Source organism: Pseudomonas sp. zfem004, assembly GCF_032621715.1.
GTDB lineage: Bacteria > Pseudomonadota > Gammaproteobacteria > Pseudomonadales > Pseudomonadaceae > Aquipseudomonas > Aquipseudomonas sichuanensis.
The window spans coordinates 162,865-189,065 of the sequence record NZ_JAVYJF010000009.1 but is presented as its reverse complement, the minus strand read 5'-3'; the positions used below and the strand labels follow the sequence as shown (position 1 = coordinate 189,065).

The 26,201-nt window shown below is 65.5% G+C and carries 27 protein-coding genes; 11 read left to right on the top strand and 16 right to left on the bottom strand.

Annotated features, from left to right (window positions below; translation table 11 throughout):
* Positions 1-32: 32 nt before the first annotated feature.
* Positions 33-980, top strand: a complete 948-nt coding sequence (locus RTH46_RS12450; protein WP_153784873.1) for a LysR family transcriptional regulator — start codon at positions 33-35, stop codon at positions 978-980.
* Between the two features lie 181 nt (positions 981-1,161).
* Entirely contained in the window at positions 1,162-2,136 is a 975-nt protein-coding gene (locus RTH46_RS12445) for a 2-hydroxyacid dehydrogenase (RefSeq protein WP_153784874.1), read from the top strand.
* Between the two features lie 102 nt (positions 2,137-2,238).
* Here the strand turns inward: RTH46_RS12445 and RTH46_RS12440 are convergent, their stop codons facing one another.
* A complete protein-coding gene (locus RTH46_RS12440; protein WP_153784875.1) occupies positions 2,239-3,141 on the bottom strand; it encodes a DMT family transporter in 903 nt (300 codons plus the stop codon).
* A 219-nt stretch (positions 3,142-3,360) separates the two neighbouring features.
* Here RTH46_RS12440 and RTH46_RS12435 point away from each other — a divergent pair, with 219 nt between their 5' ends.
* Positions 3,361-4,236, top strand: a complete 876-nt coding sequence (locus tag RTH46_RS12435) for a helix-turn-helix domain-containing protein (protein WP_153784876.1) — start codon at positions 3,361-3,363, stop codon at positions 4,234-4,236.
* A gap of 6 nt (positions 4,237-4,242) precedes the next feature.
* Here RTH46_RS12435 and RTH46_RS12430 read toward each other — a convergent pair whose 3' ends face one another.
* The 7 genes from RTH46_RS12430 to RTH46_RS12400 form a co-directional block, all read right to left on the bottom strand.
* A complete protein-coding gene (locus tag RTH46_RS12430; protein ID WP_178125727.1) occupies positions 4,243-4,644 on the bottom strand; it encodes a nuclear transport factor 2 family protein in 402 nt (133 codons plus the stop codon).
* Positions 4,645-4,731: 87 nt separating this feature from the next.
* Positions 4,732-7,134, bottom strand: coding sequence for a TonB-dependent receptor (locus RTH46_RS12425; protein WP_316905802.1), 2,403 nt, complete (start codon positions 7,132-7,134; stop codon positions 4,732-4,734).
* Between the two features lie 202 nt (positions 7,135-7,336).
* Positions 7,337-8,308, bottom strand: coding sequence for a FecR family protein (locus RTH46_RS12420; protein ID WP_316905801.1), 972 nt, complete (start codon positions 8,306-8,308; stop codon positions 7,337-7,339).
* A complete protein-coding gene (locus tag RTH46_RS12415; protein WP_410478568.1) occupies positions 8,305-8,862 on the bottom strand; it encodes an RNA polymerase sigma factor in 558 nt (185 codons plus the stop codon). Before RTH46_RS12415 ends, RTH46_RS12420 begins: the two co-directional genes overlap by 4 nt.
* Before the next feature lie 22 nt (positions 8,863-8,884).
* Positions 8,885-9,211 carry a DUF3325 domain-containing protein gene (locus RTH46_RS12410; protein WP_153784881.1) on the bottom strand — a complete coding sequence of 109 codons (327 nt, stop codon included), beginning with the start codon at positions 9,209-9,211 and terminating at the stop codon, positions 8,885-8,887.
* A complete protein-coding gene (locus tag RTH46_RS12405; RefSeq protein ID WP_316905799.1) occupies positions 9,211-10,773 on the bottom strand; it encodes a PepSY-associated TM helix domain-containing protein in 1,563 nt (520 codons plus the stop codon). The genes RTH46_RS12410 and RTH46_RS12405 overlap by 1 nt, the downstream gene beginning before the upstream one ends.
* The gene (locus tag RTH46_RS12400; RefSeq protein ID WP_153784883.1) at positions 10,770-11,075 is read right to left on the bottom strand and encodes a DUF3649 domain-containing protein; all 306 of its coding nucleotides are present in this window, start codon (positions 11,073-11,075) and stop codon (positions 10,770-10,772) included. Before RTH46_RS12400 ends, RTH46_RS12405 begins: the two co-directional genes overlap by 4 nt.
* 170 nt (positions 11,076-11,245) lie before the next feature.
* On the opposite strand from RTH46_RS12400, the gene RTH46_RS12395 reads away from it, so the two are divergent.
* The 5 genes from RTH46_RS12395 (at position 11,246) to RTH46_RS12375 (ending at position 16,099) form a co-directional block, all read left to right on the top strand.
* Positions 11,246-11,740, top strand: coding sequence for a sigma-70 family RNA polymerase sigma factor (locus tag RTH46_RS12395; protein WP_279845182.1), 495 nt, complete (start codon positions 11,246-11,248; stop codon positions 11,738-11,740).
* The gene (locus tag RTH46_RS12390) at positions 11,737-12,660 is read left to right on the top strand and encodes a FecR domain-containing protein (protein ID WP_153784885.1); all 924 of its coding nucleotides are present in this window, start codon (positions 11,737-11,739) and stop codon (positions 12,658-12,660) included. Before RTH46_RS12395 ends, RTH46_RS12390 begins: the two co-directional genes overlap by 4 nt.
* 171 nt (positions 12,661-12,831) lie before the next feature.
* The gene (fecA, locus tag RTH46_RS12385; RefSeq protein ID WP_316905798.1) at positions 12,832-15,162 is read left to right on the top strand and encodes a TonB-dependent Fe(3+) dicitrate receptor FecA; all 2,331 of its coding nucleotides are present in this window, start codon (positions 12,832-12,834) and stop codon (positions 15,160-15,162) included.
* A 178-nt stretch (positions 15,163-15,340) separates the two neighbouring features.
* Positions 15,341-15,688 (top strand): HPF/RaiA family ribosome-associated protein, encoded by a 348-nt coding sequence (locus tag RTH46_RS12380; RefSeq protein ID WP_110991697.1) that lies wholly within the window; start codon positions 15,341-15,343, stop codon positions 15,686-15,688.
* A gap of 126 nt (positions 15,689-15,814) precedes the next feature.
* The gene (locus RTH46_RS12375) at positions 15,815-16,099 is read left to right on the top strand and encodes a DUF3509 domain-containing protein (RefSeq protein WP_153784887.1); all 285 of its coding nucleotides are present in this window, start codon (positions 15,815-15,817) and stop codon (positions 16,097-16,099) included.
* A 20-nt stretch (positions 16,100-16,119) separates the two neighbouring features.
* On the opposite strand, the gene RTH46_RS12370 is transcribed toward RTH46_RS12375, so the two are convergent.
* Positions 16,120-16,422, bottom strand: a complete 303-nt coding sequence (locus RTH46_RS12370) for a hypothetical protein (RefSeq protein ID WP_316905797.1) — start codon at positions 16,420-16,422, stop codon at positions 16,120-16,122.
* 128 nt (positions 16,423-16,550) lie between these two features.
* A complete protein-coding gene (locus RTH46_RS12365; RefSeq protein ID WP_110991698.1) occupies positions 16,551-17,021 on the bottom strand; it encodes a phosphate-starvation-inducible protein PsiE in 471 nt (156 codons plus the stop codon).
* 240 nt (positions 17,022-17,261) lie between these two features.
* Here RTH46_RS12365 and RTH46_RS12360 point away from each other — a divergent pair, with 240 nt between their 5' ends.
* Positions 17,262-17,525, top strand: coding sequence for a YebG family protein (locus RTH46_RS12360; protein ID WP_012274138.1), 264 nt, complete (start codon positions 17,262-17,264; stop codon positions 17,523-17,525).
* A gap of 233 nt (positions 17,526-17,758) precedes the next feature.
* Here RTH46_RS12360 and RTH46_RS12355 read toward each other — a convergent pair whose 3' ends face one another.
* Complete coding sequence (locus tag RTH46_RS12355; protein ID WP_153784889.1) at positions 17,759-18,778, bottom strand: Leu/Phe/Val dehydrogenase; 1,020 nt, start codon at positions 18,776-18,778, stop codon at positions 17,759-17,761.
* 124 nt (positions 18,779-18,902) lie between these two features.
* On the opposite strand from RTH46_RS12355, the gene RTH46_RS12350 reads away from it, so the two are divergent.
* Positions 18,903-19,709 carry a SirB1 family protein gene (locus RTH46_RS12350; RefSeq protein WP_316905796.1) on the top strand — a complete coding sequence of 269 codons (807 nt, stop codon included), beginning with the start codon at positions 18,903-18,905 and terminating at the stop codon, positions 19,707-19,709.
* Here the strand turns inward: RTH46_RS12350 and maiA are convergent.
* Genes maiA through hmgA form a run of 3 tightly spaced genes read right to left on the bottom strand, consistent with a single transcriptional unit; the run spans position 19,703 to position 22,945 of the window.
* Positions 19,703-20,335, bottom strand: coding sequence for a maleylacetoacetate isomerase (gene maiA, locus RTH46_RS12345; RefSeq protein ID WP_316905795.1), 633 nt, complete (start codon positions 20,333-20,335; stop codon positions 19,703-19,705). The genes RTH46_RS12350 and maiA overlap by 7 nt on opposite strands.
* Positions 20,336-20,347: 12 nt before the next feature.
* Positions 20,348-21,640 (bottom strand): fumarylacetoacetase, encoded by a 1,293-nt coding sequence (fahA, locus tag RTH46_RS12340; RefSeq protein ID WP_316905794.1) that lies wholly within the window; start codon positions 21,638-21,640, stop codon positions 20,348-20,350.
* Between the two features lie 3 nt (positions 21,641-21,643).
* Positions 21,644-22,945, bottom strand: a complete 1,302-nt coding sequence (gene hmgA, locus RTH46_RS12335) for a homogentisate 1,2-dioxygenase (protein ID WP_153784893.1) — start codon at positions 22,943-22,945, stop codon at positions 21,644-21,646.
* Positions 22,946-23,139: 194 nt separating this feature from the next.
* Between hmgA and RTH46_RS12330 the strand changes: the two genes are divergently transcribed.
* The gene (locus RTH46_RS12330; RefSeq protein WP_316905793.1) at positions 23,140-23,922 is read left to right on the top strand and encodes an IclR family transcriptional regulator; all 783 of its coding nucleotides are present in this window, start codon (positions 23,140-23,142) and stop codon (positions 23,920-23,922) included.
* A gap of 298 nt (positions 23,923-24,220) precedes the next feature.
* Here the strand turns inward: RTH46_RS12330 and RTH46_RS12325 are convergent, their stop codons facing one another.
* Both RTH46_RS12325 and RTH46_RS12320 read right to left on the bottom strand, forming a co-directional pair.
* Positions 24,221-25,135, bottom strand: a complete 915-nt coding sequence (locus RTH46_RS12325; protein WP_316905792.1) for an SDR family oxidoreductase — start codon at positions 25,133-25,135, stop codon at positions 24,221-24,223.
* Positions 25,136-25,250: 115 nt separating this feature from the next.
* Complete coding sequence (locus RTH46_RS12320; RefSeq protein ID WP_153784896.1) at positions 25,251-26,156, bottom strand: alpha/beta fold hydrolase; 906 nt, start codon at positions 26,154-26,156, stop codon at positions 25,251-25,253.
* Between the last annotated feature and the right edge of the window lie 45 nt (positions 26,157-26,201).

Here is a 26,201-nt window from a genome sequence, read left to right as displayed (position 1 = left end):
CACAATTTTGTCCTCTAACCCGAGAGTGACCCATGGACACCCTGCAAAACATGCGTGCTTTCAGTTGTGTGGCCCAGCTCGGTAGTTTCACTGCCGCCGCCGTGCAACTGGATACGACCACCGCGAACGTCTCGCGCGCGGTCTCCAACCTGGAAGCCCATCTGCAAACCCGCCTGCTCAACCGCACCACCCGGCGCATCGCGCTGACCGAAGCAGGCAAGCGCTACCTGATGCGCTGCGAACAGATCCTCAGTTACGTCGAGGAGGCCGAAGCCGAAGCCAGCGATGCCCACGCCCGCCCTGCCGGGCAGCTGAAGGTGCATTCGATGACCGGTGTGGGCCAGCATTTCGTGGTCGATGCCATCGCCCGTTACCGCGAATCGCACCCGGACGTGACCTTCGACCTGACCATGGCCAACCGCGTGCCCGATCTGCTCGACGAGGGCTACGACGTGTCCATCGTGCTGGCCAGCGAGCTGCCGGACTCGGGCTTCGTCTCGCAGCGCCTGGGCATTACCTACAGCATCGTCTGCGCCTCGCCCGAATACGTGGCGCGCCACGGCACCGCGCACAAGCCGGCCGACCTGCTCAAGCATTCGTGCCTGCGCATGGTCAGCCCGGTGATCCCGCTGGAGAAGTGGCTGTTCGACGGCCCCGAAGGCCAGGAGCTGGTCAACATCACCACCTCGCCGTTCCAGGTGAACTCGGCCGATGCGATGAAGACCGCGATCCGCAGCAGCATGGGGGTTGGCGTGCTGCCGATCTATTCGGCCATCGATGCCCTGCGTGACGGCAGCATCGTGCGGATCATGCCCGACTACCGCCTGCAGGAGCTCAACCTGTATGCGATCTACCCGTCGCGCCAGTACCTGGATGCCAAGATCAAGACCTGGGTCGAGTACCTGCGTAATTCGTTGCCGGAGATTCTGGCGGCCCATGAGGCGGACCTGAAGACCCACCAGGTGCAGATCGCCAACTGAAAAAGCTGCTGCATTGCGGGTGGGGACAATGGTAGGTTGCTAAGCAATGACACCGCCATTCGCGGGGCAAGCCCGCTCCCACGAGATGGATTGCCCCCAACAAAAGGGGCAGTCCACGCTCGAAAACGTGGGAGCGGGCTTGCCCCGCGATGAGGCCCCACCCACCTTGCAGAGAAGCCCGATGAAAAAGACCGTCCTGGCCTTCAGCCGCATCACCCCCGCCATGGCCGAGCGCCTGCAGCAAGACTTCAACGTGATCCTGCCCAACCCGAAACTGGGCGACATCGCCGCCCAGTTCAACGAAGCCCTGCCCGAGGCCCATGGCCTGATCGGCGTGGGCCGCAAGCTCGGCCGCGCGCAGCTCGAAGGCGCGGGCAAGCTCGAGGTGGTGTCGAGCGTCTCGGTCGGCTACGACAACTACGACCTGGCCTACCTCAACGAGCGCGGCATCGCCCTGACCAACACCCCCGACGTGCTCACCGAAAGCACCGCCGACCTGGGCTTCGCCCTGGTCATGGGCTGCGCCCGCCGTACCGCCGAGCTCGATGCCTGGACCAAGGCCGGCCAGTGGCAGGCCACCGTGGGCCCGGCGCACTTCGGCACCGACGTGCACGGCAAGACCCTGGGGATCGTCGGCATGGGCAACATCGGCGCGGCCATCGCCCGCCGTGGCCGCTTCGGTTTCAACATGCAGGTGCTGTACGCCGGCAACAGCCGCAAGGCGGCGCTGGAGCAGGAGCTCGGCGCACAGTTCAGGAGCCTGGATGAGCTGCTGGCCGAGGCCGATTTCGTCTGTATCGTGGTGCCGCTGTCCGAGGCCACCCGCAAGCTGATCGGCGCACGGGAATTGCAGCTGATGAAGCCCAGCGCGTTCCTGATCAACATTGCCCGCGGCCCGGTGGTGGACGAGGCGGCGCTGGTCGAGGCGCTGCAGAACGGCACCATTCGTGGTGCCGGGCTGGATGTGTACGAGAAAGAGCCGCTGGCCGACTCGCCGCTGTTCAAGCTGCCCAACGCCCTGACCCTACCCCACGTCGGCTCGGCCACCGCCGAAACCCGCGAGGCCATGGCCAACCGGGCGATCGACAACCTGCGCGCGGCGCTGCTGGGTGAGCGGCCGCGGGATCTGGTGAACCCGCAGGTGTGGAAAGGCTGATAGTCGCTTGCTGACTGGACGGGCCCTATCGCCGGCAAGCCGGCTCCCACAAGGTTTCAATGATCGCTGTGGGAGCTGGCTTGCCAGCGATAGGGCCAACCCTCACTTCACTGCCAGTACGCCTTCGACCGGCTTCGCTTTGGGCTTGCGAAACACCAGCACATTCCCCGCCATCACCACCACCAGCCCCAGCAGCGCCGGCGGCGTCCATTGGTAGCCTTCGGCGAACGCCGACACATTCAGCGCCACCAGCGGGAACAATACCGTGCAGTAGGCCGCGCGCTCCGGCCCCATGCGCCCGACCAGGGTGAGGTAGGCGGTGAAGCCGATCACCGAGCCCGGGATCACCAGGTACAGCAGCGAACCGATATAGCGCGTGTTCCACTCCATCTGGAACGGGATGCCGCTGACCAGGCAATACACAGCCAGCATCGACGCGCCGTAGAGCATGCCCCAGGCATTGGTGGTCATGGGCTTGAGCCCGGCCCGTTGCTGCACGCTGGAGAGCATGTTGCCGGCCGAGAAACACAAGGTGCCGAGCAGCGCCAGGCCCAGGCCGTAGAGGGTTTCGCGGCTGGCGGCGTGGTGCGAAAGCTCCGGCCAGAACAGCAGCCCCAGCCCGAGCAGGCCCATGGCACCGCCGCCGAGCACGTTGGCGGCAACCTTCTGGCCGAAGAAGATCCGCGCATTGAGGGCATTCCACAGGGTGGCGGTGGAAAACACCACGGCGATCAGGCCGCTGGCGATCCACTGGCTGGCGGTGAGGAAGCACATGAAGTTGACGCAGAACAGGCAGAAACCCTGGGCCAGGCACACCAGATGGCCGCGCCTGTCCATCGGTTGCAGGCGCCGGGTAAGCAGCAGGATGGCGAACAGGATCAACCCGGCCAGGGCGAAGCGGTAGACGATCGACACCGGGATGGCGACCACGCCCAGTTGCAGTTTCAGGGCGATCCAGGTGGTGCCCCAGATCAGGACGGTGAGCAGGTAGAGCGACAGGTTCATGGTGAACTCCCAGGGCAACCGGCCCATCGCGGGGCAAGCCCGCTCCCACGCCAATTCGCAAAGCAGGCGTGGGAGCGGGCTTGCCCCGCGATGGACATCACAGGAATCCAGTCTCAGGCCTGGGTCCCCCGCCCCGCTTGCACAAACTTGCGCTTTTGCTCATCAGGTAGCTGCCAGCCCCTCGCCATCGCAGTACGATGGCCACCAGAGGACCCGCCCATGCCCGCACTCGATCACCTGCAAGTCTTCAACGCCATGCACGCCTCCCCCCACGCCCGCCTGGAGCTGAGCGCACAGCTGGGCGACGGGCTGGCGGCGGCGTTGTGGAGCAACCGTGACGACGCCCGCGACTACCAGGCTCCCGACCACCACACCCTGTCCTGCTACATCGCCGATGGCACCGGCACCTTCCGCCGCCAGCGTCCGTCGGCCAAGGGTTCGCCGGGCAAGCTGTGCATCATGCCCGCCGGCCACGAGTCGAACTGGGTGGTCAACGGCTCGATCCGCCTGGCCCACCTGTACATCAGCGAAGCGCAGTTCGCCCTGGGCTGCACCCGCCTGCTCGACCGTGAGCCACGGGAGATGCAACTGCGCGAGGCGACCTTCCTTGAAGACCCTTTGCAGGCCGCGCGCTTTCGCCAGCTGATCCAGCTGGACTGGGCCGAGCCCGGCGAACGGCTGCTGGCCAGCAGCCTGGGGCACGCCATCATCGACCATGCCGTGCTGCACCAGGCGGGGCTGCGCCAAGGGCTGAAACTCAAGGGCGGACTGGCGCCGCACCAGCGCCGGCAGTTGGTCGAGTACATCGAGGCCAACCTCGACCAGCCGCTGACGCTGGGTGAGCTGGCGCTGCGCTGCAACCTGTCCGAATACCACTTTGCGCGGATGTTCCGGGCGAGCTTCGGTCTGCCGCCGCATCAGTACCTGCTGGCCCGGCGCCTGCACCGGGCCGGCGAGCTGTTGCGCCTGGGACAACTACCGCTGGGGCAGGTGGCGTTGCTGTGCGGATTTGCCAGTGCCAGCCATTTCAGCAACCGGTTCAGGCAGGCACTTGGGGCGACGCCAGGTGCCTATCGCCAGGCCCTGCGCGGGTGAGCACCATCAGCTGAGTACAGCGTCCCACAGTGCCTTGCGATCGAAGTAGGTAACCGCTCGCCTGATCTTGTTGCCCTTCATCTCGAGAAGGTCGACCCCAGGCACCGCGATCTTCTTGTTTTCCGAACCGGCAATGACCCCGCTACCCGTCACGTGCATCACCCATTCCCAGGTGAAACGTTGACCGTCACCGTAGATACCCAGCGTATCGAACGTCATGTCGGGAAAGTTTCGCCAGGACACATTGCGCAGGAACCCGGGCAGTGACTTGCGATCGAGGGTTGGGTGGGGCGAGTCGACATAGATACCCTTGCGCGTAAAAGTGCTTGCCAGGAGCTCGGCATCGCGCCGCGTCCAGCCCTTCACATAACGACTGATCGCCTTGGGGTATGGGCTTTGGTTTGTCATGCAGTTGGCCTCCTGGGCATCCGTGAGTGCCATCTTCGAATCGGCCCAGGCAGCCGTCTACTGGTAAAAATGACAGTCCTGCGACGTTCAGAACTCGAACGTACTCGACAGGCTCACCTGCCGCGCATCTCCCACCGCGACAAAGTAACGGTTCACCGCCGAGGTGTAATACACCTTGTCGAACAGGTTCTTCACGTTCAGTTGCAGCAGAACCTTGTGCTCGTCGAGCTTGGTCTCGTAGCTGGCAAAGGCATCGGCCACGGTATACGCCGGCAGGTCGAAGTCATTGGTCGCATTGCCGGCGCGTTCCCCCACATAGCGGGCGCCCGCCCCAACACGCAAGCGGTCGCCGCCGAACAGGCTGCCGTAGTCATACACCGCCGACAGCGAACCACTGTGGCGGGCGACGTTCTGCAGGCGATTGCCCTTGAGGTCCGGGTCCTTGGTCACTTCGGCATCGGTGAAGGCGTAGGCGCCGATCAGGCTCCAGCGCTCGCTGAGCTGGCCGGTCAGGTCCAGTTCGACGCCGCGTGAACGCACTTCACCGGCATTGCTGTAGATGATCGTGCCGGGCTGGGTATCGCCGTCAGCCACCAGCACATTGCGCTTGTTGATATTGAACAGCGCCAGGGTACCGGTCACCCGGCCCGGGATATCCAGCTTGGCGCCCAGCTCCCACGACTTGCCTTGCTCCGGCTCGATGCCTGAGTCGAGGGTGAGGGTCTGGCCACCGCCGATGCTCAGCGGCGCGATGGTCGAGTTGGGCTTGAACGACTCGCTGTAGCTGCCATAGAACGACAGTTGCTCGTCGAGCTTGTACACCAGGCCCGCATGGGGCACCCAGGTCTGGCCGCTGTTGTCGGTGTTGACGTTGAACGGGCGGCCACGGCCGGCGTACTGGTCGAACTGCTGGAAGCGCCCGCCGGCGACCAGGATCCAGTGATCGTCCAGGTGCCAGGCATCCTGCAGAAACAGCGAGTCGCTGCGCAGTTCGTCGGTCTGGTCGCTGTCGCTGGCGCGCACGGTGGTGCCTTCTACCTCGCGGCCGTAGACCGGGTTGAGGTAGCTGAAAGTCGAACGGCTGTTCTGGCGGATCAGGTCGGCGCGGTAGATCTTGCGGTCCTCGTGATCGACACCGACCAGCAGGTCGTGACGCTGGCCGGCCAGCTCGATGTTGCCGTTAAGGCTGAAGGTCGCGAACTGGTCACGACTCATGGCGCCCTGGGTGCCGTCGATGCTGCGGGTCAGCGTGCCTTTTGCCTCGTTCACTCCGGTCACGCGGACCTGGCTGGCGTCGTAGGTCTCGCGGTTGAAGCTGTAGCCGAAGTGGGCTTTCCAGGCGTCGTTCAACGCGTGATCGACCTCCAGGCGGTACAGGTCGGAGCGGCCTTCCATGTCGTTGAACGGCTCGTCCAAGCGGCGGCTGGCGGGGATGTTCAGCGGGTGCCCGTCACTGCCGAAGGCGGTGCCGCGGTCGAACGGGTAGCTGAACTCACGGTGCTCGTAGGCCAGCACCACCTGGGTGTCCTCGCCCAGCCAGGCGAACGACGGTGCCACCAGCGACTCACGGTGCACGCCGAAATTGCGCCAGTAGTCTTCGTCTTCATGGTCGACGATCAGTCGATAGGCGAAGTTGCTGTCACCCAGCGCGCCGGTGCTGTCCAGGCCGCCGCCGCTGCCGTTCTTGCCGCTGCCGTAGCTTGAGCCGCGCAGGGTCACGGCGTTGTACTGCGCAAGCTGCGGGCGCTTGCTGACCACGTTGATCACCCCGCCCGGGTCCTGGATGCCGTACAGCAGCGAAGCGGGGCCCTTGAGCACCTCGACCCGCTCGGTGCTGGCGTTGAGGGCGCGGCCCTGCACGATGGGCATGCCGTCGCGCATGATCGAGCCGTCGCGGTTGTCGCCGAAGCCGCGCTTCATCACGGTGTCGGCGGTGCCACCGAAGTTGTTGCCCTGGGTGATGCCGCTGACGTTGTACAGCGCATCGTCGAGGTTGCGCGGCGCCTGGTCGCGGATCACTTGCGCGGGCACCACGTTGATCGCCTGGGGGATGTCCTGGGTCGGGCCCTGGCCGCGCATGATCGAGGCGCTGGCCGGGGGCTGGTAGCTGTAGTCGTCGGCCTGGGATGTGACGGTGGTGGCTTGAAGGTTCACGGCCCCTGAAGTGTCGGCCTGTTCGAGGGTCAGCGTGCGGCCATCGACGCGGCGCCAGGCCAGGCCGGAGCTGCCCAACAGCTGCTGCAGGGCTTGTTCGGCGCTGAACGTGCCGTTCAAGGCGGGCGCCTGCAGGTCGGGCAGCGCCAGGGTGTAGACCACGCTCTGCCCGGTGGTGCGGCTGAAGGCGTTAAGTGCCTGGGCCAGCGGCTGACTCGGCTGGGCGAAGGCATAGGCCTGGCTCTGCTGCTCGGCCATCGCCTGAGAGACCATGGCCAGCACCGACAAGGTGCTGAGGCCGAACCAGAGCGGGACGCAACGCGGGGTGAACTTCATGGACGCTGACCTGTGAGAGGGATGATTGCTTGCGAATGAATCGCACTTCCACTCACTACACGGATGCCGTCGAGAAGTACCTCACCCTCTTGATGAAAAATTTCTTCGCTTCAAACCCTATCGCGGGGCAAGCCCGCTCCCACGCGACCCGATTCGCAACCTGGGCGACGGCGTGGGAGCGGGCTTGCCCCGCGATTGTCTGTCAGCGCAACACCGTCAAGCGCCCCAACAGCGTCTGCCGCGAGAACCCCAGCACCTTGCCCAGCGAGTCCAGCGCCTGCAGCGGCTCGGCCACCGGGAAGCTGCCACTGACCTTGCGCTGCGCCAGCTCGCCGTCGAGCAGCACGATCCGCCCGGGGTAGTAACGCCCCAGGTCCTCGACCACCCGCCCCAGCGGCACCTGGTAATAATTCAGCCAGCCCTGGCGCCAGGCCAGGCGGCTGTCGCTGTCCACTGCCTCGACCGCGCCTGCCACGCCGGTGGCGTAGGCCACCTGCTGGTTGGCGGTCAACTCGCGCGCTGGCTGGCCCTGGGCAGGCGTCACCGCCACCCGGCCGCTGCGCACCGTGACCTGGGCCCCCTCGCCCTGCTCACGCACTTCGAACTGGGTGCCGAGCACGCGCACCTGCCCGCCGTTGGCGTCGACCAGGAACGGCGCGCCGGTGTGGGTCACTTCGAAGAACGCGGCGCCGCGCAGCAGGCGCACGCGGCGCTCGCCGTGATCGAAATCGACGCCAATCGCCGTGTCGGCGTCCAGTGTCAGTTGGGAGCCATCGGCCAAGGTCACTTGGCGCACCTGCTCGGCGCTGGTGTAGTCGGCGCGCAGGTCCTGCAACCAGTGCTGCGGCTGCCAGCCGGCCACCGCGCCCAGCGCCAGCACCAGGCAGGCAGCCACGGCGAAACGCTGCCAATGGGGCTTGCGGGCAGGCCGGCGCATGGCGTCGAGGTACTGCTGCAACCCGGCTTGCTCTTCGGCGGCCAGGCGTGCGGCCGGGGCTTCGGTCTGGCGCCACAATGCCTGGGCCTCGGCATAGGCTTGGCGATGTGCCGGAGCCTGCAGCAGCCAGCGCTTGAACGCGGCGCTTTCGGCCTGCTCCGGCTGCTGGTTGATGCGCATCAACCAGCCCAGTGCGGCCTGGGACTGCTCGGCAGTGATTGGCGATTCGAGGCTCATCGACGGACGCTCCCTGGCCGGCGCGGTGGAGGGGCGGCTTCGGCGACACTCGCCTTGCACGCTTCGAGGGCGCGCATCATATGCTTTTCCACGGCGCTCTGGGACAGCTGCATGGCCTTGGCGATCTCACCATAGGTACAGCCGTGGATGCGGTTGAGCAGGAAGATCTGCCGGGTGCGCTCGGGCAAGGCGCGCAGCGCCGCCTCGATGCGCTGCAGGTCATGGTCGACCTCCAGGGCTTGCTCGGGCGCCTGGGCGAAGGGTTCGTCGTCGGTGTGCTGCAGGCCTTCGGCCACGCGGTCGCGGCTGCCTTCGCTGCGCAGGTAGTCGATGGCCAGGTTGCTGGCGCTGCGCAGCAGGTAAGTATCGAGGGCTTCGACCTTGACCTCGGGGCGGCGCCAGAAGCGCAGGAACAGCTCCTGCACCAGGTCGGCGGCGGTGGCGCGGCAGCCGATGCGCCGGTTGACCAGCGCCTCCATGCGTGCACGCTGGGCGAGGAACACCTGGACGAAACGCGCCCGGCCACGGTTGGCCTCGGCGTCGGCGTCGATCACCTCCCCCGGCTCGCGCAACGCCTTACACCGCCAGCACGGCCAGCAACGGCCCAAGCACTACGCTGGCCGCTGCCAGGCCCAGCAGCAACCGCGGCTGGTACGGCAGGCCGAACACCCACAGCGTCACCCCGGCCATCAGCACGGCGATCCACTCCACCAGGCCCAGGGCCAGGCCCTGCAGGTGCACGGCCAGCACCAGCGACAGCAGCAACAGCGACCAGCCGCCGATGCGCAGGGCCTTGAGCTGATTGGCCGTGGGCTTGCGCCCGAGCAGGTCGCTGAAGTGCTTTTCCATGGCCAGGCACAGGCCGGCGAAACCGGCGAAGCCGAGCAACGCAACGCTCAACATCAGCTCACCTCCACGGCTTTGCCAGCCTTGGGCGCGCGCTTGGCCACAACCTTGGGCGCGCGCAGCATCTTGCCGGCAGCCCAGGCGAGGAACAGCCCGGTGCCCAGTGCGGTCAGATCGAACCCGGCCATGGCCCAGTCACCGACGGCAATGGAATGGTTCAAGCCCTGGCCGGTGGTCAGAGCGTTGAGCAGCGGCAACAGGGCGAAGGCCAGCGCGCCCAACGCCAGTTGTTCGCCCCAGGCCCGGCGCCCGGGGCGCAGCACGGCATGGGCCAGCGCCAACGCCCAGGCCAGGAAGAAGGCATTGATCTCCCAGTCGGCACGCCCCTGCAGCGCCACCGGCAGCAGGCGGTTGGCCCAGAAGAACGCCGCCACGCCGAGCAGCAGGCCGCTCATGCTGGCGATGTTGAGCACCTCGACCAGGCGCAGCTCGACCGGCATGTGCCCGCTCTTGGCATGCTTGAGCTGGCGTTTGCCCAGCCACATCACAAGGCCCGTGCCGATCACCGCCGTGCCGGCCACGCCGAAGGCGAAATACAGCCAGCGCAGCCACGGCCCGGCGAAATTGCCCATGTGCAGGCCGACGAAGGTAAACGAGGTCATCATCGCCGCGCTCTCCGGCGCGCCCTGGGTAAGCAGGGCGCCGCTGACGCCATCGAAGGTCCAGTTGGCGCTGCGCTTGTAGGCCACGCTGTCGGCCGAGGCGCGGCTGAAGGTGACCCGGGCATTGGCGTCGCCTGGGTTCTGTACCTGGATGAAGCCCATGCGCGCGCCCGGCGCCTGCTCCTGCACCTTGGCGTACAACTCTGGCAACGGCGCCAGCGGTGCCGCTACGCCGGCCAGCGCCGGTGTTTCGTCGCGCCCGAACAGGTCGTTGAAATAGTCGCCGCTGTCGCCATAGCTGGCCATGATGCTGGCCGGCATCACCATGTACATGAAGATCACCAGGCTGCTGTAGCTGATCATCAGGTGGAACGGCAGCACCAGCACACCGATGGCGTTATGGCCGTCAAGCCAGGAGCGCTGGCCCTTGCCGGGGCGGAAGGTGAAGAACTCCTTGAAGATCTTCTTGTGGGTGATGATCCCGGTCACCAGGCCCAGCAGCATGATGAAGGCGCAGAAGGTCGCCAGCCAGCGCCCCCACGGATAGGGCATCTCCAACTCGAAGTGGAAGCGGTAGAAGAACTCGCCGCCACGGCTGTCGCGGCCCACCACTTCCTGGCCGCTGACGGCGTCCAGGTCTTTCCTGACCATGCCGCGCCGCCCACCTGCATTCGGGTCGCGCCAACTGACGCTGAGCGCCGGCTCGCGCTCGCTGGGCAGGCGGATGAACCAGCTGTTGGCGTGGCCGGCGTTGCTTTGCAGATAGCGTTGCGCCAGCGCCAGGCTGGCCACAGGATCCAACGGGTGGCTCTGGACTTCTGGCGTGCTCCAGTGGTTGATCTCGTCCTTGAAGTACGACAGCGTCCCGGTGAGGAAAATGGCGAACAGCAGCCAGCCGAAGATCAGCCCGGTCCAGGTGTGCAACCAGGCCATGGCCTGGCGAAAGCCCTCTTTCATCCGTTTTTCATCCAGTAGGCAAGCCCGGCGACCAGCCCCAGCACCAGGCTGGGCAGCAGCACGCCCAGCCAGGCGCGCCAGGCGCTGCGGCAGGCGAAGCACCCGATGAAGGCCAGCAGGTAGACCACGAACGACAGCATCATGCCGGTGAGCGCGGCATCGACCTGGGCCATGGGCGTGAGCAAGGTGATGCACACGCTGGCCAGGGACGCCAGCAGGTAGCCGCCCAGCAGCGCCGCCAGGCTGCGTGAGGCCACGGCCAGGCGATAGCTCAAGGGGAGTCCGGCGGCTTTGCTCTTCATCGCGGTGGTCCGGGGAAATGGGGGTGCAATAGTAATGATTTCAATTCTCATAAGCAAAGTATCGGGGATGAACTGCGCTCCCTATCACCGATTGCCGAAAGGCCAAGGCCTGAATACAATGCGAACAATTCTTACTTCCAGTTGCGCCATTGAGCGCCGGAGTCGCATCGGTGCCCAGCGCCCTCTCCTCCACCGTCGAAGGCCTCTACCTCAACCACCACAGCTGGCTTACCGGCTGGTTGCGGCGGCGCCTGGGTTGCCCGCAGAGCGCCGCCGACCTGGCCCAGGACACCTACGTGCGCCTGCTCCAGGCCCGTGAGGCGCCGCAACTGGTAGAGCCCCGCGCCTTCCTCGCCACCGTGGCCAAGCGCGTGCTATGCAACCACTTCCGTCGCCAGGAGCTGGAGCGCGCCTACCTCGAGGCGCTGGCCCTGGTGCCCGAGCAGGTGGCGCCGAGCGAAGAAGAAAAGGCGATCATCTTCGACACCCTGCTGGAGCTCGACCGCCTCCTCGATGGCCTGCCACCGCTGGTCAAGCGCGCGTTCCTGCTGGCCCAGGTCGATGGCCTGGGCCAGGGCGAGATCGCCCGGGAGCTGGGCATCTCGCTGGCGACGGTCAAGCGCTACCTGCACAAGGCAGCCCTGCGCTGCTACTTCGCCCAATGAACACCACGTTCGAAGCACGGATCGCCGAGCAGGCCGTGCATTGGCTGATCGAATCCCAGGCCGAGGGCTTCGACCAGCACCTGGCACTGGAACGCTGGTTGGCAGCCGACCATGAGCACCAGCGCGCCTGGGCGCACATCCAGCAGGTCAACCAGCGCCTGCGCGGCGTGGCCTCGCCGGTGGTGCACGCGACCCTGCAGGCGCCGCCCTCCCCGGCCCGGCGCCGGGCGCTCAAGGCCCTGTTGCTGGTGGGGGTGGCCAGTGCCACCGGGCTTGGCCTGCAGCAGCACAACCCGCTGCCAGGGCTGATGGCTGACTATCGCAGCCCGGTCGGCCAGCGTCGGCGCCTGACCCTCGACGATGGCAGCCAGTTGCACCTGAACACCCGTAGCGCCGCCGATGTGCGCTTCGATGGCCAGCAGCGGCTGGTGCGCCTGCAGGAGGGCGAGCTGTTGCTGGAAGCGGCCAACGATGCGCGGCCACTGCGGCTGCGCACCGGCGAAGGCGACCTGCTGCTGGATCGCGGGCGCTTCAATGTGCGCCAGTTCGACGGTTACAGCCTGGTCACGGTATTCAGCGGCAGCGCCAGCGTGGCCGGGCAAAGCCTGCTGGCCGGGCACCAGGCGCGTTTCGCCGGGGGCGGTTGGCAGGCGATCGCGCCGCTCGACCCGAACCGCGCAGCCTGGGTGGACGGCATGCTGGTGGTGTCGCAGATGCGCCTGCGCGACTTTGTTGCCGAGCTTTCGCGCTACCGGCTCGGGCAATTGGGTTGCAGCGAACGGGTGGCCGACTTGCGGATTTCCGGGTCGTATCCGCTGGAAGACAGCGAGCGGATCCTGGCCATGCTGGAGGTGGCGTTGCCGGTGAAGGTGCGACGGTTTACCCGGTACTGGGTGTCGGTTGAGGCGGCTACAGGGTGAGCCTGTGCCGGCCCTATCGCCGGCAAGCCGGCTCCCACAGAGGCAGGTGGGAACTGGCTTGCCAGCGATAGGGCCGGTGAAACCTCAAAAAAATTTGAACCAACCTGAGCCATTTCCCCGACCTCGCGTGACAGAGAAGGCAGACCCCCCTTCTCACAGGACCACCGCCCCATGCTTCTGCGCCCCAGCCCCCTCGCCCACGCCCTGCTGCTCGCCATCAGCCTGGGCGCCGCCATGCCCGCCGCCCAGGCCGCCGAAACCCGCAGCTACCACATCGCCTCCGGCAGCCTGGAGGACGCGCTCAACCAGTTTGGGCGCGAAAGCGGTGCGCTGATCTCGTTCGGCTCTACCGTGACCCAAGGGCTGACCAGCCCTGGCCTGGACGGTCAGTACGAGGTCGGCGAGGGCCTGGATGCCTTGCTGCGCGGCAGCGGCCTGCAGGCCCGCCAGGAAGCCGACAACGCCTACAGCCTGCAACCGGTAGCGGCGGGTAACCGCGGTGCGGCCGTGGAGCTGGGCGCCTCGACCGTGGTCGGCGACTGGCTGGCCGATGCGCGCCAGGACAACGTCTTCGAACACCCCGGCGCCCGTGACGTGATACGCCGCGAGGAGTTCGAACGCAGCGGCGCCAGCAGCGCTCGCGAGGTACTCAACCGCATCCCTGGGGTGAACGCGCCGGAGAACAACGGCACCGGCAGCCATGACCTGGCGCTGAACTTCGGCATCCGTGGCCTCAACCCACGCCTGGCGTCGCGCTCCACCGTGCTGATGGACGGCATCCCGGTGCCGTTCGCCCCCTACGGCCAGCCGCAGCTTTCGCTGGCGCCGATCAGCCTGGGCAACATGGACGCGGTGGACGTGGTGCGCGGCGGCGGCGCGGTGCGCTACGGGCCGCAGAACGTCGGTGGCATCGTCAACTTCGTCACCCGTGCCATCCCCGAAGAGGCGACGTTCAAGGCGGCGATGCAGAACCAGATCAGCCCGTCGTCCAGCCAGGATGGCTTGAAGAACAACGCCAACCTGTTGATCGGCGGCACCAACGCCAACGGTCTGGGTGGTGCCCTGCTGTACTCCGGTACCCGCGGCAGCGACTGGCGCGAACACAGCGACACGCAGATCGACGACCTGATGCTCAAGGGCAAGCTGCAGCTCGACGAAGCCAACAGCCTGCATGCCATGGCCCAGTACTACGAAGGCGAGGCCGAGATGCCGGGCGGGCTGAGTGCCGCGGCGTTCGACGACGATCCCTACCAGTCGACCCGCCTCAAGGACAAGTTCTGGGGCCGCCGCACGCTGTTCAACTTCGGCTACGACTACAAGCAGGACGACCGCCAGTTCAGCGTCAACAGCTTCTTCACCAAGACCCTGCGCAGCGGTTATCTGGACCAGGGCAGCTTCGTCTCGCTGTCGCCGCGCGAATACTGGGTGCGCGGTATCGAGACGCGCTTCTCCCAGGGCGTGGCGCTGGGTGACAGCTGGCACGAACTGGGCATCGGCTACCGCTACATCAACGAGGCCGGCCACGAACTGCGCTACCGCGAGCCGACCCGCAGCAACCTGCTGCCAACCACCGACAGCCGCAACGACCGCGACACCCGTGGCAGCACCGAGGCCCATGCGATCTACCTGGACGACCGCATCGACATCGGCCGCTGGACCATCACCCCAGGCGTGCGCTACGAGATGATCGACTCGGAGCAAAGCAACAAGCTCAGCGGCCAGCGCTACCAGGGCAGCTACAACACCGCCCTGCCGGCACTCAACGTGATGTACCACCTGACCGACACCTGGAACCTGTACGCCAACACCGAAGGATCATTCGGCAGCGTGCAGTACAGCCAGATGCCCAACCGGGTCAGCAGCGGCGAGGTAAAACCGGAGAAAGCACGCACCTGGGAAGTCGGTACCCGTTACGACAATGGCGACTTGCAAGCGGAGATCGGTGCATTTCTTATCAATTTCGACAACCAGTACGAAAGCAACCAGACCAACGATTCGGTGATCGCCCGCGGCGAAACCCGCCACCAGGGCATCGAGACCAGCGTGCGCTACGCCCTCGATGGCCTGAGCCCGGCACTGGCCGGTTTCGACGTGCATGCCGGCTACGCCTTCGTCGATGCCACCATCCGTGAGGACGGGCCGAACAAGGGTAACCAGGTGCCGTTCTCGTCGCGCCACAAAGGCACCCTGGGCATTGGTTACACCGAGGGCCCGTGGCAGCTGAACCTGGACAGCAGCTTCCAGAGCAGCCAGTACGCCGACAACGCCAACACCGGCAGCGAGAGCGCCGACGGCAGCACCGGGCGTATCCCCGGCTACATGCTGGTAAGCACCCGAGCCGGCTATGACTTCGGCCCCGCACTTTCGAACCTGAAGGTGGCGGTGGGGGTGAAGAACCTGTTCAACCGCGAGTACTACACCCGCTCGTTCGACGACAACAACAAGGGCAAGTACGTGGGCGAACCCCGTACTCTATACCTGCAAACCTCGGTTGAGTTCTGACCGACGACAACAAAAGCCCGGCGACTGCCGGGCTTTTTGCAACAGGAAATTTTTCTTGCGCAAGGGGTTGAATTCGTCGCGCGGATGCCTGACCTTAGAGTCAAGAGGCGCAAAAAGACCAACGCCCTCAGTGGCTTGAAAGTGCCTCCCGCGAGCAAGCTGAATAAGGATTGAAGTCATGCAAATCCAGGTCAACAGCAGCAACCATTTCGAAGGCAACAACCGTCTCGACGAGTGGGTCCGCGCCACGCTGCACAGCAGCCTCGAGCGCTACGAAGAAGACCTCACCCGCATCGAAGTTCATTTGCGTGACGAGAACGGCGCCAAGCCCGGACCGCACGACAAACGCTGCCAGATGGAGGCTCGCCCCAAAGGCCACCAACCGATTTCCGTGACCCATACCGCCACTTCGCTGGACCAGGCGGTCGATGGCGCCGCCAACAAGCTCAACCACGCACTGGAACATTTCTACGGCAAACTGCGCAGTAAACGTGGCGTGCTTGAGCTGAGCGACCCGGACGCCTGATCCAACCGTCATAGATAAAACGCCCGGCCTTGCGCCGGGCGTTTTCGTTTGCACCGATCAGCGGGCCTGAACCAACCCTGGCATGCCCCGGTCAACTCCTGCAGTCATTCATTGCAGGCCTCGACCATGAACAACCCCTTCGACCAGATCAGCGCTGCATTCGCCCCCGAATACCGGGTCAACCTGAGCATCGAGCGCCTCGATGGCAGCATCATGCTGACCCTCTCCGACGACAGCGGCGTGGTTGCCAGGCGTCTGATCAGCGCGGCCCAGCGCAACGACCCGGTGCGTCTGCAGCGGGTCATCGACAGTATCCGCCTGGGCCTGGCCATCGAGCTTGGCCAGAACCCGCTGCAAGTGCTGGCCGCACTGACCCGCGATCCTGGCCATCGATCACCTGTGGCGGTCTAGGCGAGGCCCCGCGTCGGTGCTCAGCGCTGCTCCAGCAGATCGCGAATGACACGCTCGACGGCTGGCAGGCGCAGGTTGTGCACACGCAACGCCGCATCGAAGGTTTCAGGGGCACTGAACAGCCCATGCAACCCTTGGTCATAAGTGGGCTCGACGCCCTGCTCCAGATGATGCAGGACTTCCTCCAGCAGCGAGCGCGACATCACGATCTGCTCACCGATCACATCGGCGATCTGATTCAGGAACACCGCGTGCGGGTCGATGCCGAGCGGCAGCAAGGCCTGCTCCAGGTGGGCGTTGACGGCTTCGAAATCTAGACTCATGCATTTCTCCTACAGCACGCCGAGCTCGCGACACCCGTCGCGATGACTACTCGCGGCTGGAGGTCATTCAAGCGTCACAGATCGATGCGAATGCAGTAACCATCTAACGCCACGCCGAATCCGGTGCCTCACTTGCCCTCGTCCACTTCCTTGCCGTTGGCGTCCAGTACCTTGGTCGACGGGTAGCGGTAGGAGGCATAGCGCACCACCAGGATGGCGAACGCCAGCAGCAGGATGCCACCACACACGTACAGCAGTCCGACATCCGGCGCCTTGTGGTGCGACACATCGCCGATCAGCAAGCGAGTCAGCGCTGTGATCGCCACGTACAGCAGGAAGCGGATGGGCATGTGGTTGGTCTTGAAGTAGATCCCCACCATCGCCCCCAACTCCAGGTAGATGAACAGCAGCAGGATGTCATCGACGCTGACCCCGCCCTTGCCCAGCATGTCCAGAAAGGTCACCACCGCCGCATAGGCGGTGATCGCGCCGATGCCGAACAATGCCAGGTAGTGGAATGCCTCCACGCACAGGTTGCCCAGCGAGTCGGCGGAGCCATGCAGGCCCTTGCGCAGCTTGTCTGCCCATTTGGTGTTCACGATGTTCGATTCCCCGATACGGCTGAAGGATGGTGCGTCACGCCTGTGACATTTGTTGTGCCATGCAGTTAAAGGGCCAGGCCCTTGCCTTGGAAGGCGGCCGATTGCCGCAGGGCACCTGTGGGCTACGCTTTTTGCCTGCGAATGGCCATCACCGTGGTTGCAGTGGGTAGGCCTTCACCTGTACTGTATAAAAATACAGTTAATACCCCAACCAGCAAAAAGGCATAGAGGTGATGAATGGCCGTCGAAGTGGTGTACCGCAGCAGCCGCGACCCGGAGCGCTTGTTCATGGATAAGGCCGAAGCAGATCGTCACGACAAGATGCTCGAACTGGCCGAGCGCCTGGCTGAAGTGCTGCACAAAGCGGTGCCGTCGCTGAGCGAACAGCAGGTCGAGGAAGCCGGTATCTACATGGCCAAGAACCGCGATGTATTCGCCCGCGCGTTCAAGAGCCAGCCGGATGCGCTGGCAGAACTGCTCGAAGGCGGAGCTGCCGAGTGAAATCGGCACGGCCCCGCCCATGGCATAAACCTTGTTGATCCGAGCGCTGCGTGGGAGCGGGCTTGCCCCGCGAACACCGGCGAAGCCGGTGCCATGTAACCAGGTAACGCAATCGCGGGGCTAGCCCGCTCCCACGCAATAAACCTACAAAGACAGATGCTCCCACGTTCAACCCATGCTCAAGCCATGCGCTCGTCGCACCAGCGCAACCTGGAGGGCTAGCGCTAGCCTTTTCAGCCGTAGAGCAACTTTTCCGCCAGCATCTGCGCCACCCGTGCCGGCGAACGCTTCTCGGCCTGGGCGTGGGCAAACACCTCGGTCAACCGCGTGGGTATCCGCGCCAGGTGCGCGGTGATGGTACCCAGTTCTTCACCACGATACTTCAACGCCACGTAGATCAACCCGCCGGCATTGATCACATAATCCGGCGCATACAGTATCCCGCGGTTCTCCAACTGGTCGGCCACCTGCAAGGTGGTCAGCTGGTTGTTGGCCGAGCCCGCCACCGCCGCGCAGCGCAGCTGCATCACGCTCTGCCCGTTCAGCACCGGCCCTACCCCGCAGGGCGCGAAGATATCGCAGGGAGTACTGATCAACGCATCATTGGTCACCGGGTGAGCATTGAGCTGCTCCACCGCCAGGCGCACCTTCCCCGCATCCAGGTCACTGACCAGCAACTCGGCACCCGCCGCATGCAGTTGCTCGGCCAACGCATAGCCCACATTGCCCAGGCCCTGCACCGCCACCCGCAGCCCTTCCAGGTTGTCGCTACCCAGGCGTGCCATGGACGTTGCGCGGATACCGGCAAACACCCCCATCGCCGCATGGGGCGAGGGATCGCCCGATGCGGTGGTGCTGGTGACATGGGGTGTGGACTGGGCAATGCAATCCATGTCGAGGGTCGAGGTGCCGCTGTCCACGGCCGTGATGAAGCGGCCTTGAAGGGTGTCGACGAAACGGCCGAAAGCCTCGAACAATGCCGCACGGTTCTCCACATGCGGGTTACGTACGATCACCGCCTTGCCGCCGCCCATCGGCAAGCCCGCCAGGGCGGCCTTGAAGCTCATGCCCTGGGCCAAGCGGATGGCATCGGTCATGGCGCTTTCGTCATCGGCATAGGGCAGGTAGCGGCAACCGCCCATGGCCGGCCCCAGGTGTTCGCTGTGAATGGCCACCACGGCCTTCAGCCCCGTGGGCGGGTCGATGAACAGGTGCAGTGACTGGGTGCGGGTGCTTTGCATGAGGGCGAACATCGACGGGCTCCCCCGAGAGGTGCTCCTACCAGTATAGGCAGGTGCATCGGGGCCGCCGCACAGGCGGACCACTGGACGAAAGCCGGCGCCAGGGCTAATAGTACAAGCGTGACGGAGAGTCCCCATGAACCCACGCCAAGCCTGCCTGGCCTGCCTGCAACGCGAACCGGCCGCCCTGCTGGAAGCCGCCCTGTGGATAGCCGCCGAACACGATCACAGCGTCGACCCCTCGATCGGCCTGGCGCGTGTGCACGAGCTGCAGTGCGAGGTCAGCAGCCATCTGCCGATGCTGCCGCTGAGCGAACTGGCCCAGCCGCTGCTGCGCCAGCTCAACGCCCTGGGCTTCCAGCAGGATGAGTACCACCCGCTGCGCCCGCACGTAGCGCTGATGGACAAAGTGCTGCAGCGCCGCCGTGGCCAGCCGCTGCTGTTGGCCATCCTCGCCCTGGAGCTGGCCCGGCAGCTGTCGATCCCGCTCGAAGGGGTCAACTTTCCCGGCCACTTTCTGCTGCGCGTGCCTGGGGCCGATCACCTGCTCGACCCCTGCGGCGGGCGCCGTCTTTACCCCAACGACTGCCGCGAACTGCTCGCCCGCCAGTTCGGTACACAGTTGCCGTTGAGTGCCGAACACCTGCGCAGCGCCTCACCGATGCAGATGCTCCAGCGCCTGTCACGCAACCTGCGCCAGCTGCACAGCAGCAACGACAACGACCTTGCCGCACTCATCGATGCCGAACGGGTGATGCAGCTGGGCCCGGTGCAGGTCAGTGACTACCTGGCCCGGGCAACGCTCTACCAGCACCTTGAGTGCCCCCAGGCCGAGCGTTTCGACCTGGAGCATGCGCTGCTGCTGACCGACGACCCGATCCAGCGCCTGAAACTGAGCGAACGGCTCGGCCAACTACCGTCGACCAAGCGCTCGATTCACTGAACCGGCGTGTCCACCTGCCGCGCCGGGTGGGCCTTGGCAAACGTCGGATGCGCCTCGGCCAGCGCCGCAACCCTGCGAATGCGCGGGTAGCCGCCCAGGTCGATGTTGAAACGCTCGGCCGCGTACAGCTGCGGGATCAGGTAGACATCGGCCAGCCCCGGCGTGGCACCGAAGCAGAAGCCCTCATCGCCGATCAATTGCTCCACTGCCGCCAGCCCTTGGCCGATCCAGTGGGCGATCCACTGATTGACCTGCGCCTCATCGTGCCCCAACTGGCGCAACTGGTTCAGCACACTGACGTTGTGCAGCGGGTGCACGTCGCAACCGATGATCGCCGCCACACCGCGCACCTTGGCGCGCGCCTCGGCAGCGGCCGGCAGCAGCGCCGGCTGTGGATAAACCTCCTCCAGGTACTCGATGATCGCCGGCGACTGCACCAGCAGCTCGCCGCCGTCGATGCGCAGGGCCGGCACCCGCCCTTGCGGGTTGAGCGCCAGATAGTCACCGCCGCGCTGCTCACCCTTGAGCAGGTTGACCGGCAAGGCCTGGTAATCCAGGCCCTTGAGCGCCAGGGCGATGCGCACCCGGTACGACGAAGTGGACCGATAGTAGGTAAACAGCTCCATCGCCCTGCCCCCTCAGTTGGCCGCGACGATGGTGCCGCGGCACTCGCCGAAGCCGATGCTGGCTACGCCATCGCGCACGCAGCGGGCCCGCAGGATGACCTCGTCACCGTCCTCGAGGAACTTGCGCACCTCGCCGCTGGCCAGCTCCACCGGGTGCTTGCCGCCCTCGGTGATCTCCAGCAGGCTGCCGAACGAGCCCGGCGTGGCGCCCGACAGGGTGCCCGAACCGAACAGGTCGCCCGGCTGCAGCTGGCAACCGTTGACGCTGTGGTGGGCAACCATCTGTGCCACGGTCCAGTACATGCTGCGGGTGCTGCTCAGGGTCAGGCGGTGGGCAGGCAGGTTCTGCTCGCGCATGCGCTCGGTCAGCAGCAGCACCTCGAGCTCGATATCAAAGGCGCCACCGGCCTGGTCACGGGTGTCCAGCAGGTACGACAGTGGCTGTGGGTCACCCTCCGGGCGCGCCGGCTGCGCGCAGCGGAACGGCTCCAGCGCTTCGGCAGTCACCACCCAGGGCGACACGGTGCTGATGAAGCTCTTGGACAGGAACGGCCCCAGCGGCTGGTACTCCCAGGCCTGGATATCGCGGGCCGACCAGTCGTTGAGCAGGCAGAAGCCGGCCACGTGCTCGGCGGCATCGCCAATCGGGATCGGCTGGCCCAGGTCATTGCCCTGGCCGATCCAGATGCCCAGCTCCAGCTCGTAGTCCAGGCGCGCGCAGGGGCCGAAACTTGGCTCGGTCTGCCCGGCCGGCAGGGTCTGGCCCTTGGGCCGGCGCACATCGGCACCGGAGGGGCGAATAGTCGAGGCGCGACCGTGGTAGCCGATCGGCACGTGCTTGTAGTTGGGCAGCAGCGGGTTGTCCGGGCGGAACAGCTTGCCGACGTTCTTGGCGTGCTCGATGCCCACATAGAAATCGGTGTAGTCGCCGATCTTCGCCGGCAGGTGCAACTGGCAGGTGCTGGCCGGATACAAGGCAGCTTTCAGCGCGGCCTGGTGTTCGCTCCCCTCGCCCAACAGCACCAGCAGGCGCTCGCGCAGGGCGACCCGCGCCGGGCGGCCGAGGGCAAAGAAGGCATTCAGCGCGCCGCCCTTGGTGGCCTCGACTGCGGCCTTGGCCTCACCTTCGAACAACCCGGCGGCCAGCACGGCCTCGAGATCAAGGATGGCGTCGCCGATGGCCACGCCGCAACGTGGCGCCTGCCCCGGGCGGCTGAAGATGCCCAGCGGCAGGTTCTGCAGCGGGAAGTCGCTGTGCCCGTTGGCGTGCTCGACCCAGCTACGGGCAATGGCGGTGTGGTTCATCGGTTATCTCCGGTTCGGGTTGAAGGTGCTCGGCAAGGTGGCCCAGCAACTATCGTAGTCGGCCTGCAATTGCGGGCTGTCGAGGGCCTGGCGGCTCGGGCGCAGCACCTGGCTGGTCTCGAACATGAAGGCCATGGTGTCGTCGATCTTGTGCGGCGCGAGGTCTGCGGCGATGGCTTTGTCGCAGGTCTCGGCGTCCGGCCCGTGTGCGCTCATCACGCCATGCAGCGAAGCGCCGCCCGGCAGGAAACCTTCGGCCTTGGCGTCGTAGGCGCCTTGGATCAGGCCCATGAATTCGTTCATCAGGTTGCGGTGGAACCATGGTGGACGGAAGGTGTTCTCGGCCACCATCCAGCGCGGCGGGAAGATCACGAAGTCCATGTTGGCCATGCCGTGCACGCTGGTGGGCGAGGTCAGCACGGTGAAGATCGACGGGTCGGGATGGTCGAAGCTGACCGTGCCGATGGTGTTGAAGCGGCGCAGGTCGTACTTGTACGGCACGTTGGTACCGTGCCAGGCGACCACATCCAGCGGCGAGTGCGAAAGCTCGCAAGCCCAGTGTTCGCCGAGGAATTTCTGCACCAGTTGCACCGGGCCGTTGGTTTCTTCGTAGTGGGCCACCGGGGTGAGGAAGTCACGCGGGTTGGCCAGGCCGTTGCTGCCGATCGGGCCAAGGTCCGGGATGCGCAGCGGCGCACCGTGGTTTTCGGCGATGTAGCCGCGGGCCTGGGCATCGAGCAGTTCGACCCGGAATTTCATGCCACGCGGGATGACCGCAATCTCCAGCGGCGCCACGTCCAGCACGCCCAGCTCGGTGGCGATGCGCAGGCGGCCCTGTTCGGGCACCAGCAGCAGCTCACCGTCGGCGTTGAAGAACACCCGCTCCATGGAGCGGTTGGCGCGATAGATGTAAATACTCACGCCAGCCGGCTTTTCCGCCGCCGAGTTGGCCACCATCGGCAACCAGCCTTCGATGAAGTCGGTGGCTTCGGATGGGATCGGCTGGGGGCTCCAGCGCAGGCGATTGGGGGTGATGGCGCCCAGGGCGCCGGCCAGCGGCTGGCGCTCCAGGCGCTCGAAGCGTGGGTGCAAGGCCGATGGGCGAATGCGGTACAGCCAGGTGCGGCGCAGTTCGCTGCGGGCCATGGTGAACGCGGTGCCCGACAGCAGCTCGGCGTACAGCCCGTAGGGCGCCTTCTGCGGCGAGTTCTGCCCGACCGGCAGCGCGCCGGGCAAGGCTTCGCTGGCGAATTCGTTGCCGAAACCGCTCAGGTACTCAAGTTCGGGTGAGGTGTCGCGGGTCATCTCGTTGCCTCCGGGCTGCTCAGAGCCGTCATGGGCAGCTGGCTGCGAAGCCCGATCCTGAAACCGGCACCTGGGGCGGCAGCGCGTCTGCATTGTTATTTTCGTAATCAGATTACGAATAACGTAATTTGCTCGCTTGCAGGCGTCAAGCTATAAAGGCGCCACCCCGTAAAATCTGGATAGACGTCCCCCTCATGGCCAAAGCCAGCACCAGCACCGACAACGGCAAACAGAAGGTCCGCTCGGCGGAAGTCGGCACCGACATCCTCAAGGCCCTGGCCGAACTCTCGCCTTCCACCTCGCTGTCGCGCCTTGCCGAACATGTGCAGATGCCGGCGAGCAAGGTCCACCGGTACCTGCAGGCCCTGATTTCAAGCGGGTTCGCCGAACAGGACGCGGCCACCAACCACTACGGGCTGGGCCGTGAAGCCTTGCGGGTGGGGATGGCGGCGCTGGGCAGCATCGATGTGCTGAAAGTGGCGGCGCTGCCGCTGTCGCAACTGCGCGACGAGCTCAACGAAAGCTGTTTCATCGCGGTGTGGGGCAACCAGGGTGCGACCGTGGTGAGCATCGAGCCGGCAGTGCGCGCGGTGACGGTGGTAACCCAGATGGGCTCGGTGCTGCCGCTGCTCAGTTCGTCCACCGGCCTGGTATTCGCGGCCCACTTGCCGGAGCGCGAGACCATCGAACTGCGAGACCGGGAGTTGGAAGCCCTGAATCAGAGCAGCGATGACTACGTGCCGCTGCTGGCACAAATCCGCCAGCGTGGCCTGCACCATGTACACGGGCTGCTGATGCCGGGCGTGGACGCGCTGTCCGCGCCGGTGTTCAACGCCATGGGCCAGATCGCCGCGGTGATGACCGTGGTCGGGCCGACTTCGATCTTCCATGCCGACGAAAACGGCCCGGCCGCCCGGAGCCTGCTCGCCGCTACCCAAGCCACCAGTTGGCGGATGGGCTACGGCACAAACCAATAAGAATGCTTACAAAGCATTACTTTTATTGGTCAATTCGCCTGGCTATGGTTCGCCCGGCACTTTTACCCGAAACGTAAAGGTGAATGTCACAAGCGGCTATTTTTCCCACAGGATCAAGCGCTTATTCTTACCTCACTGGCCGGCACGAAGGGCTCTCCCCCCCGCCTTTCGCGCCCGCCCAGGTTCACCGACGTTGATTTTGAAGCTCCTTGATCTAACGTCTCGATTGGCCGCTGCCTTTGCAGCGGCCTTTTTTATTCCTGCAAGAATCTGCTGATCCGGTGACAGCGAAACAGCTTCAAGCCGACGGATACTTCTGTAGATTCGCCATCATCTGCTGCAGCGCCTGGAAACTGTCCTGCGGGTGGCTTGCGCCTTCGAAATCACCGATCTGCCCCCAGTTGGCCGCCACCTGCTCCGGGGTGAAACCCTCTCGCGGATCGAAGCCCACGCCCTGGCTACGTTCCCAGCGCACCTTGCCCACCCAGCCACCGCCCACCTCGAACAGCTGGCCGCTGTCCTGGCACTGCTCGCTGCCCAGATACACCACCAGCGGGCTGATCAGCTCGGGCTTGAGCTGCTCGAACACCTGAGGCGGGATCAGCCCCTCGGTCATGCGGGTACCGCCGGTGGGGGCGATGGCATTGACCAGAACGTCATGCTTGCGCCCTTCGATGGCCAGAGTGCGGGTCAGACCGTACAGGCCGAGCTTGGCCATGCCGTAGTTGGCCTGGCCGAAATTGCCGTAGATGCCCGAGGTGGACGAGGTGAAGATCACCCGCCCCCAGTTTTGCGCGCGCAGGTGCGGCCAGGCGGCGTGGGTGACTTTGTAGGCGCCCTCGACATGCACCCGGTACACCAGCTCCCAGTCGCTGTCTTCCATCTTGTGAAACGTCTTGTCGCGCAGGATGCCGGCGTTGTTCACCAGCACATCGACCCGGCCAAAGCTGTCCAGGGCCTGCTCGACGATGCGCGCGCCATCGGTCACCGAGTCATGGTTGGCCACCGCCGTGCCGCCAGCGGCGCGGATTTCTTCCACCACCCGGTCAGCCGCCGACACGTTGGCGCCTTCACCATGGCTGCTGCCACCCAGGTCGTTGACCACCACCTTCGCCCCGTGCCTGGCGAACAGCAGTGCATGGGCCCGGCCCAGGCCGCCACCGGCCCCTGTGACGATCACCACGCGATCTTGCAGACATACCGGTTCGCTCATGCTCAAGGCTCCAGGCAGATGAAGGATGCGCGCAGTGTCGGCCAGCCCTCGCCGCCAGACAATCAAGCACGCCCCGGCGAATGCCGGGGGATAACCCATGGCGATGATCGCCCGGTCACGACCAGGCGATTTTCTGTGGCACGTAGCTCAGCGGTTGTTCACGAAAGGCCAGGTAGTGGCGCAGCACCTGCACCGGCGCTTCGGTATGCGGGTAGTGGCCGATGCCCTGCAACACCACGGTGTCCGGCTCGGGCACCACTTGCCGGTAGCGTTCGACCATGTGCGCGCCGGACAACGGGTCGACCGCACCATTGATGAAACGCAGCCGCACGCCTTCGCGCTGCAGGGCACCGACCCAGCGCTCGCGTTGCGCCCGGCGCTCAGGCAGGAAGTTGATGAGCTTGTGCAGGATGCGCTGGCCGCTGTTGGCGGCGATCAGGCTCCAGCAGTCGTCCAGCGCACTTTCGCTGGGATGGGTGCAGGGCCCGTAGACCTGGGTGACATTGCGCACCAGGTCGTCGCGCCCGAACGAGCGCCCCACCAGCCAGCCAAGGCGGCTGAGCAGCAGTTTCTGGATCAACAGCACGCGACAGCTCTCGGGGAACAGGCCGCTGTTGAGGAACACGCAACTGGCGATCTGCAGGCGCTGCTCGTGGTGCCGGGCCAGCAGCTCCTGGGCGACGCTGCCGCCGTAGTCGTGGGCCAGCAGGTGCACCGGCTGGTCGATCTTCAGGTGCTCCAGCAGCGCCTGCTGCAGGTCAGCCTGCTCCAGCAGGCTGTAGTCGTGGTCTGCGGGCTTGGCCGAATCGCCGAAGCCAAGCATGTCGCAGGCCACCACGCGAAAGCGTTGGGTGAGCGGTACCCACAAATAATGCCAATCCCAGCTGGCGGTGGGGAAACCGTGCAATAAAAGCAGAGGCTCTCCTTGCCCTGCCGTCCAGTAGCGGATGCTCTGGCCCCGGAAGGTGAAACCCTGGCTCCGGGTGCGCCAGACGCACAATGGAATCTCGGCCAGAGGCATCAGGGTCGTCCCGGTGGTATTGGTGTTTGAGTGTCGGAATAGGGC

Bases quoted from the DNA above. Each gene is read 5' to 3' on its own strand.
- RTH46_RS12390 (WP_153784885.1), top strand. From the start codon at position 11,737: ATGAACACCACGTTCGAAGCACGGATCGCCGAGCAGGCCGTGCATTGG.
- RTH46_RS12360 (WP_012274138.1), top strand. From the start codon at position 17,262: ATGGCCGTCGAAGTGGTGTACCGCAGCAGCCGCGACCCGGAGCGCTTG.
- RTH46_RS12380 (WP_110991697.1), top strand. From the start codon at position 15,341: ATGCAAATCCAGGTCAACAGCAGCAACCATTTCGAAGGCAACAACCGT.
- RTH46_RS12445 (WP_153784874.1), top strand. From the start codon at position 1,162: ATGAAAAAGACCGTCCTGGCCTTCAGCCGCATCACCCCCGCCATGGCC.
- hmgA (WP_153784893.1), bottom strand. From the start codon at position 22,945: ATGACCCGCGACACCTCACCCGAACTTGAGTACCTGAGCGGTTTCGGC.
- RTH46_RS12435 (WP_153784876.1), top strand. From the start codon at position 3,361: ATGCCCGCACTCGATCACCTGCAAGTCTTCAACGCCATGCACGCCTCC.
- RTH46_RS12440 (WP_153784875.1), bottom strand. From the start codon at position 3,141: ATGAACCTGTCGCTCTACCTGCTCACCGTCCTGATCTGGGGCACCACC.
- RTH46_RS12330 (WP_316905793.1), top strand. From the start codon at position 23,140: ATGGCCAAAGCCAGCACCAGCACCGACAACGGCAAACAGAAGGTCCGC.
- RTH46_RS12320 (WP_153784896.1), bottom strand. From the start codon at position 26,156: ATGCCTCTGGCCGAGATTCCATTGTGCGTCTGGCGCACCCGGAGCCAG.
- RTH46_RS12350 (WP_316905796.1), top strand. From the start codon at position 18,903: ATGAACCCACGCCAAGCCTGCCTGGCCTGCCTGCAACGCGAACCGGCC.
- RTH46_RS12420 (WP_316905801.1), bottom strand. From the start codon at position 8,308: ATGAGCCTCGAATCGCCAATCACTGCCGAGCAGTCCCAGGCCGCACTG.
- RTH46_RS12410 (WP_153784881.1), bottom strand. From the start codon at position 9,211: ATGTTGAGCGTTGCGTTGCTCGGCTTCGCCGGTTTCGCCGGCCTGTGC.
- RTH46_RS12355 (WP_153784889.1), bottom strand. From the start codon at position 18,778: ATGTTCGCCCTCATGCAAAGCACCCGCACCCAGTCACTGCACCTGTTC.
- RTH46_RS12375 (WP_153784887.1), top strand. From the start codon at position 15,815: ATGAACAACCCCTTCGACCAGATCAGCGCTGCATTCGCCCCCGAATAC.
- maiA (WP_316905795.1), bottom strand. From the start codon at position 20,335: ATGGAGCTGTTTACCTACTATCGGTCCACTTCGTCGTACCGGGTGCGC.
- RTH46_RS12400 (WP_153784883.1), bottom strand. From the start codon at position 11,075: ATGAAGAGCAAAGCCGCCGGACTCCCCTTGAGCTATCGCCTGGCCGTG.
- RTH46_RS12450 (WP_153784873.1), top strand. From the start codon at position 33: ATGGACACCCTGCAAAACATGCGTGCTTTCAGTTGTGTGGCCCAGCTC.
- fahA (WP_316905794.1), bottom strand. From the start codon at position 21,640: ATGAACCACACCGCCATTGCCCGTAGCTGGGTCGAGCACGCCAACGGG.
- RTH46_RS12425 (WP_316905802.1), bottom strand. From the start codon at position 7,134: ATGAAGTTCACCCCGCGTTGCGTCCCGCTCTGGTTCGGCCTCAGCACC.
- RTH46_RS12370 (WP_316905797.1), bottom strand. From the start codon at position 16,422: ATGAGTCTAGATTTCGAAGCCGTCAACGCCCACCTGGAGCAGGCCTTG.
- RTH46_RS12405 (WP_316905799.1), bottom strand. From the start codon at position 10,773: ATGAAAGAGGGCTTTCGCCAGGCCATGGCCTGGTTGCACACCTGGACC.
- fecA (WP_316905798.1), top strand. From the start codon at position 12,832: ATGCTTCTGCGCCCCAGCCCCCTCGCCCACGCCCTGCTGCTCGCCATC.
- RTH46_RS12325 (WP_316905792.1), bottom strand. From the start codon at position 25,135: ATGAGCGAACCGGTATGTCTGCAAGATCGCGTGGTGATCGTCACAGGG.
- RTH46_RS12430 (WP_178125727.1), bottom strand. From the start codon at position 4,644: ATGACAAACCAAAGCCCATACCCCAAGGCGATCAGTCGTTATGTGAAG.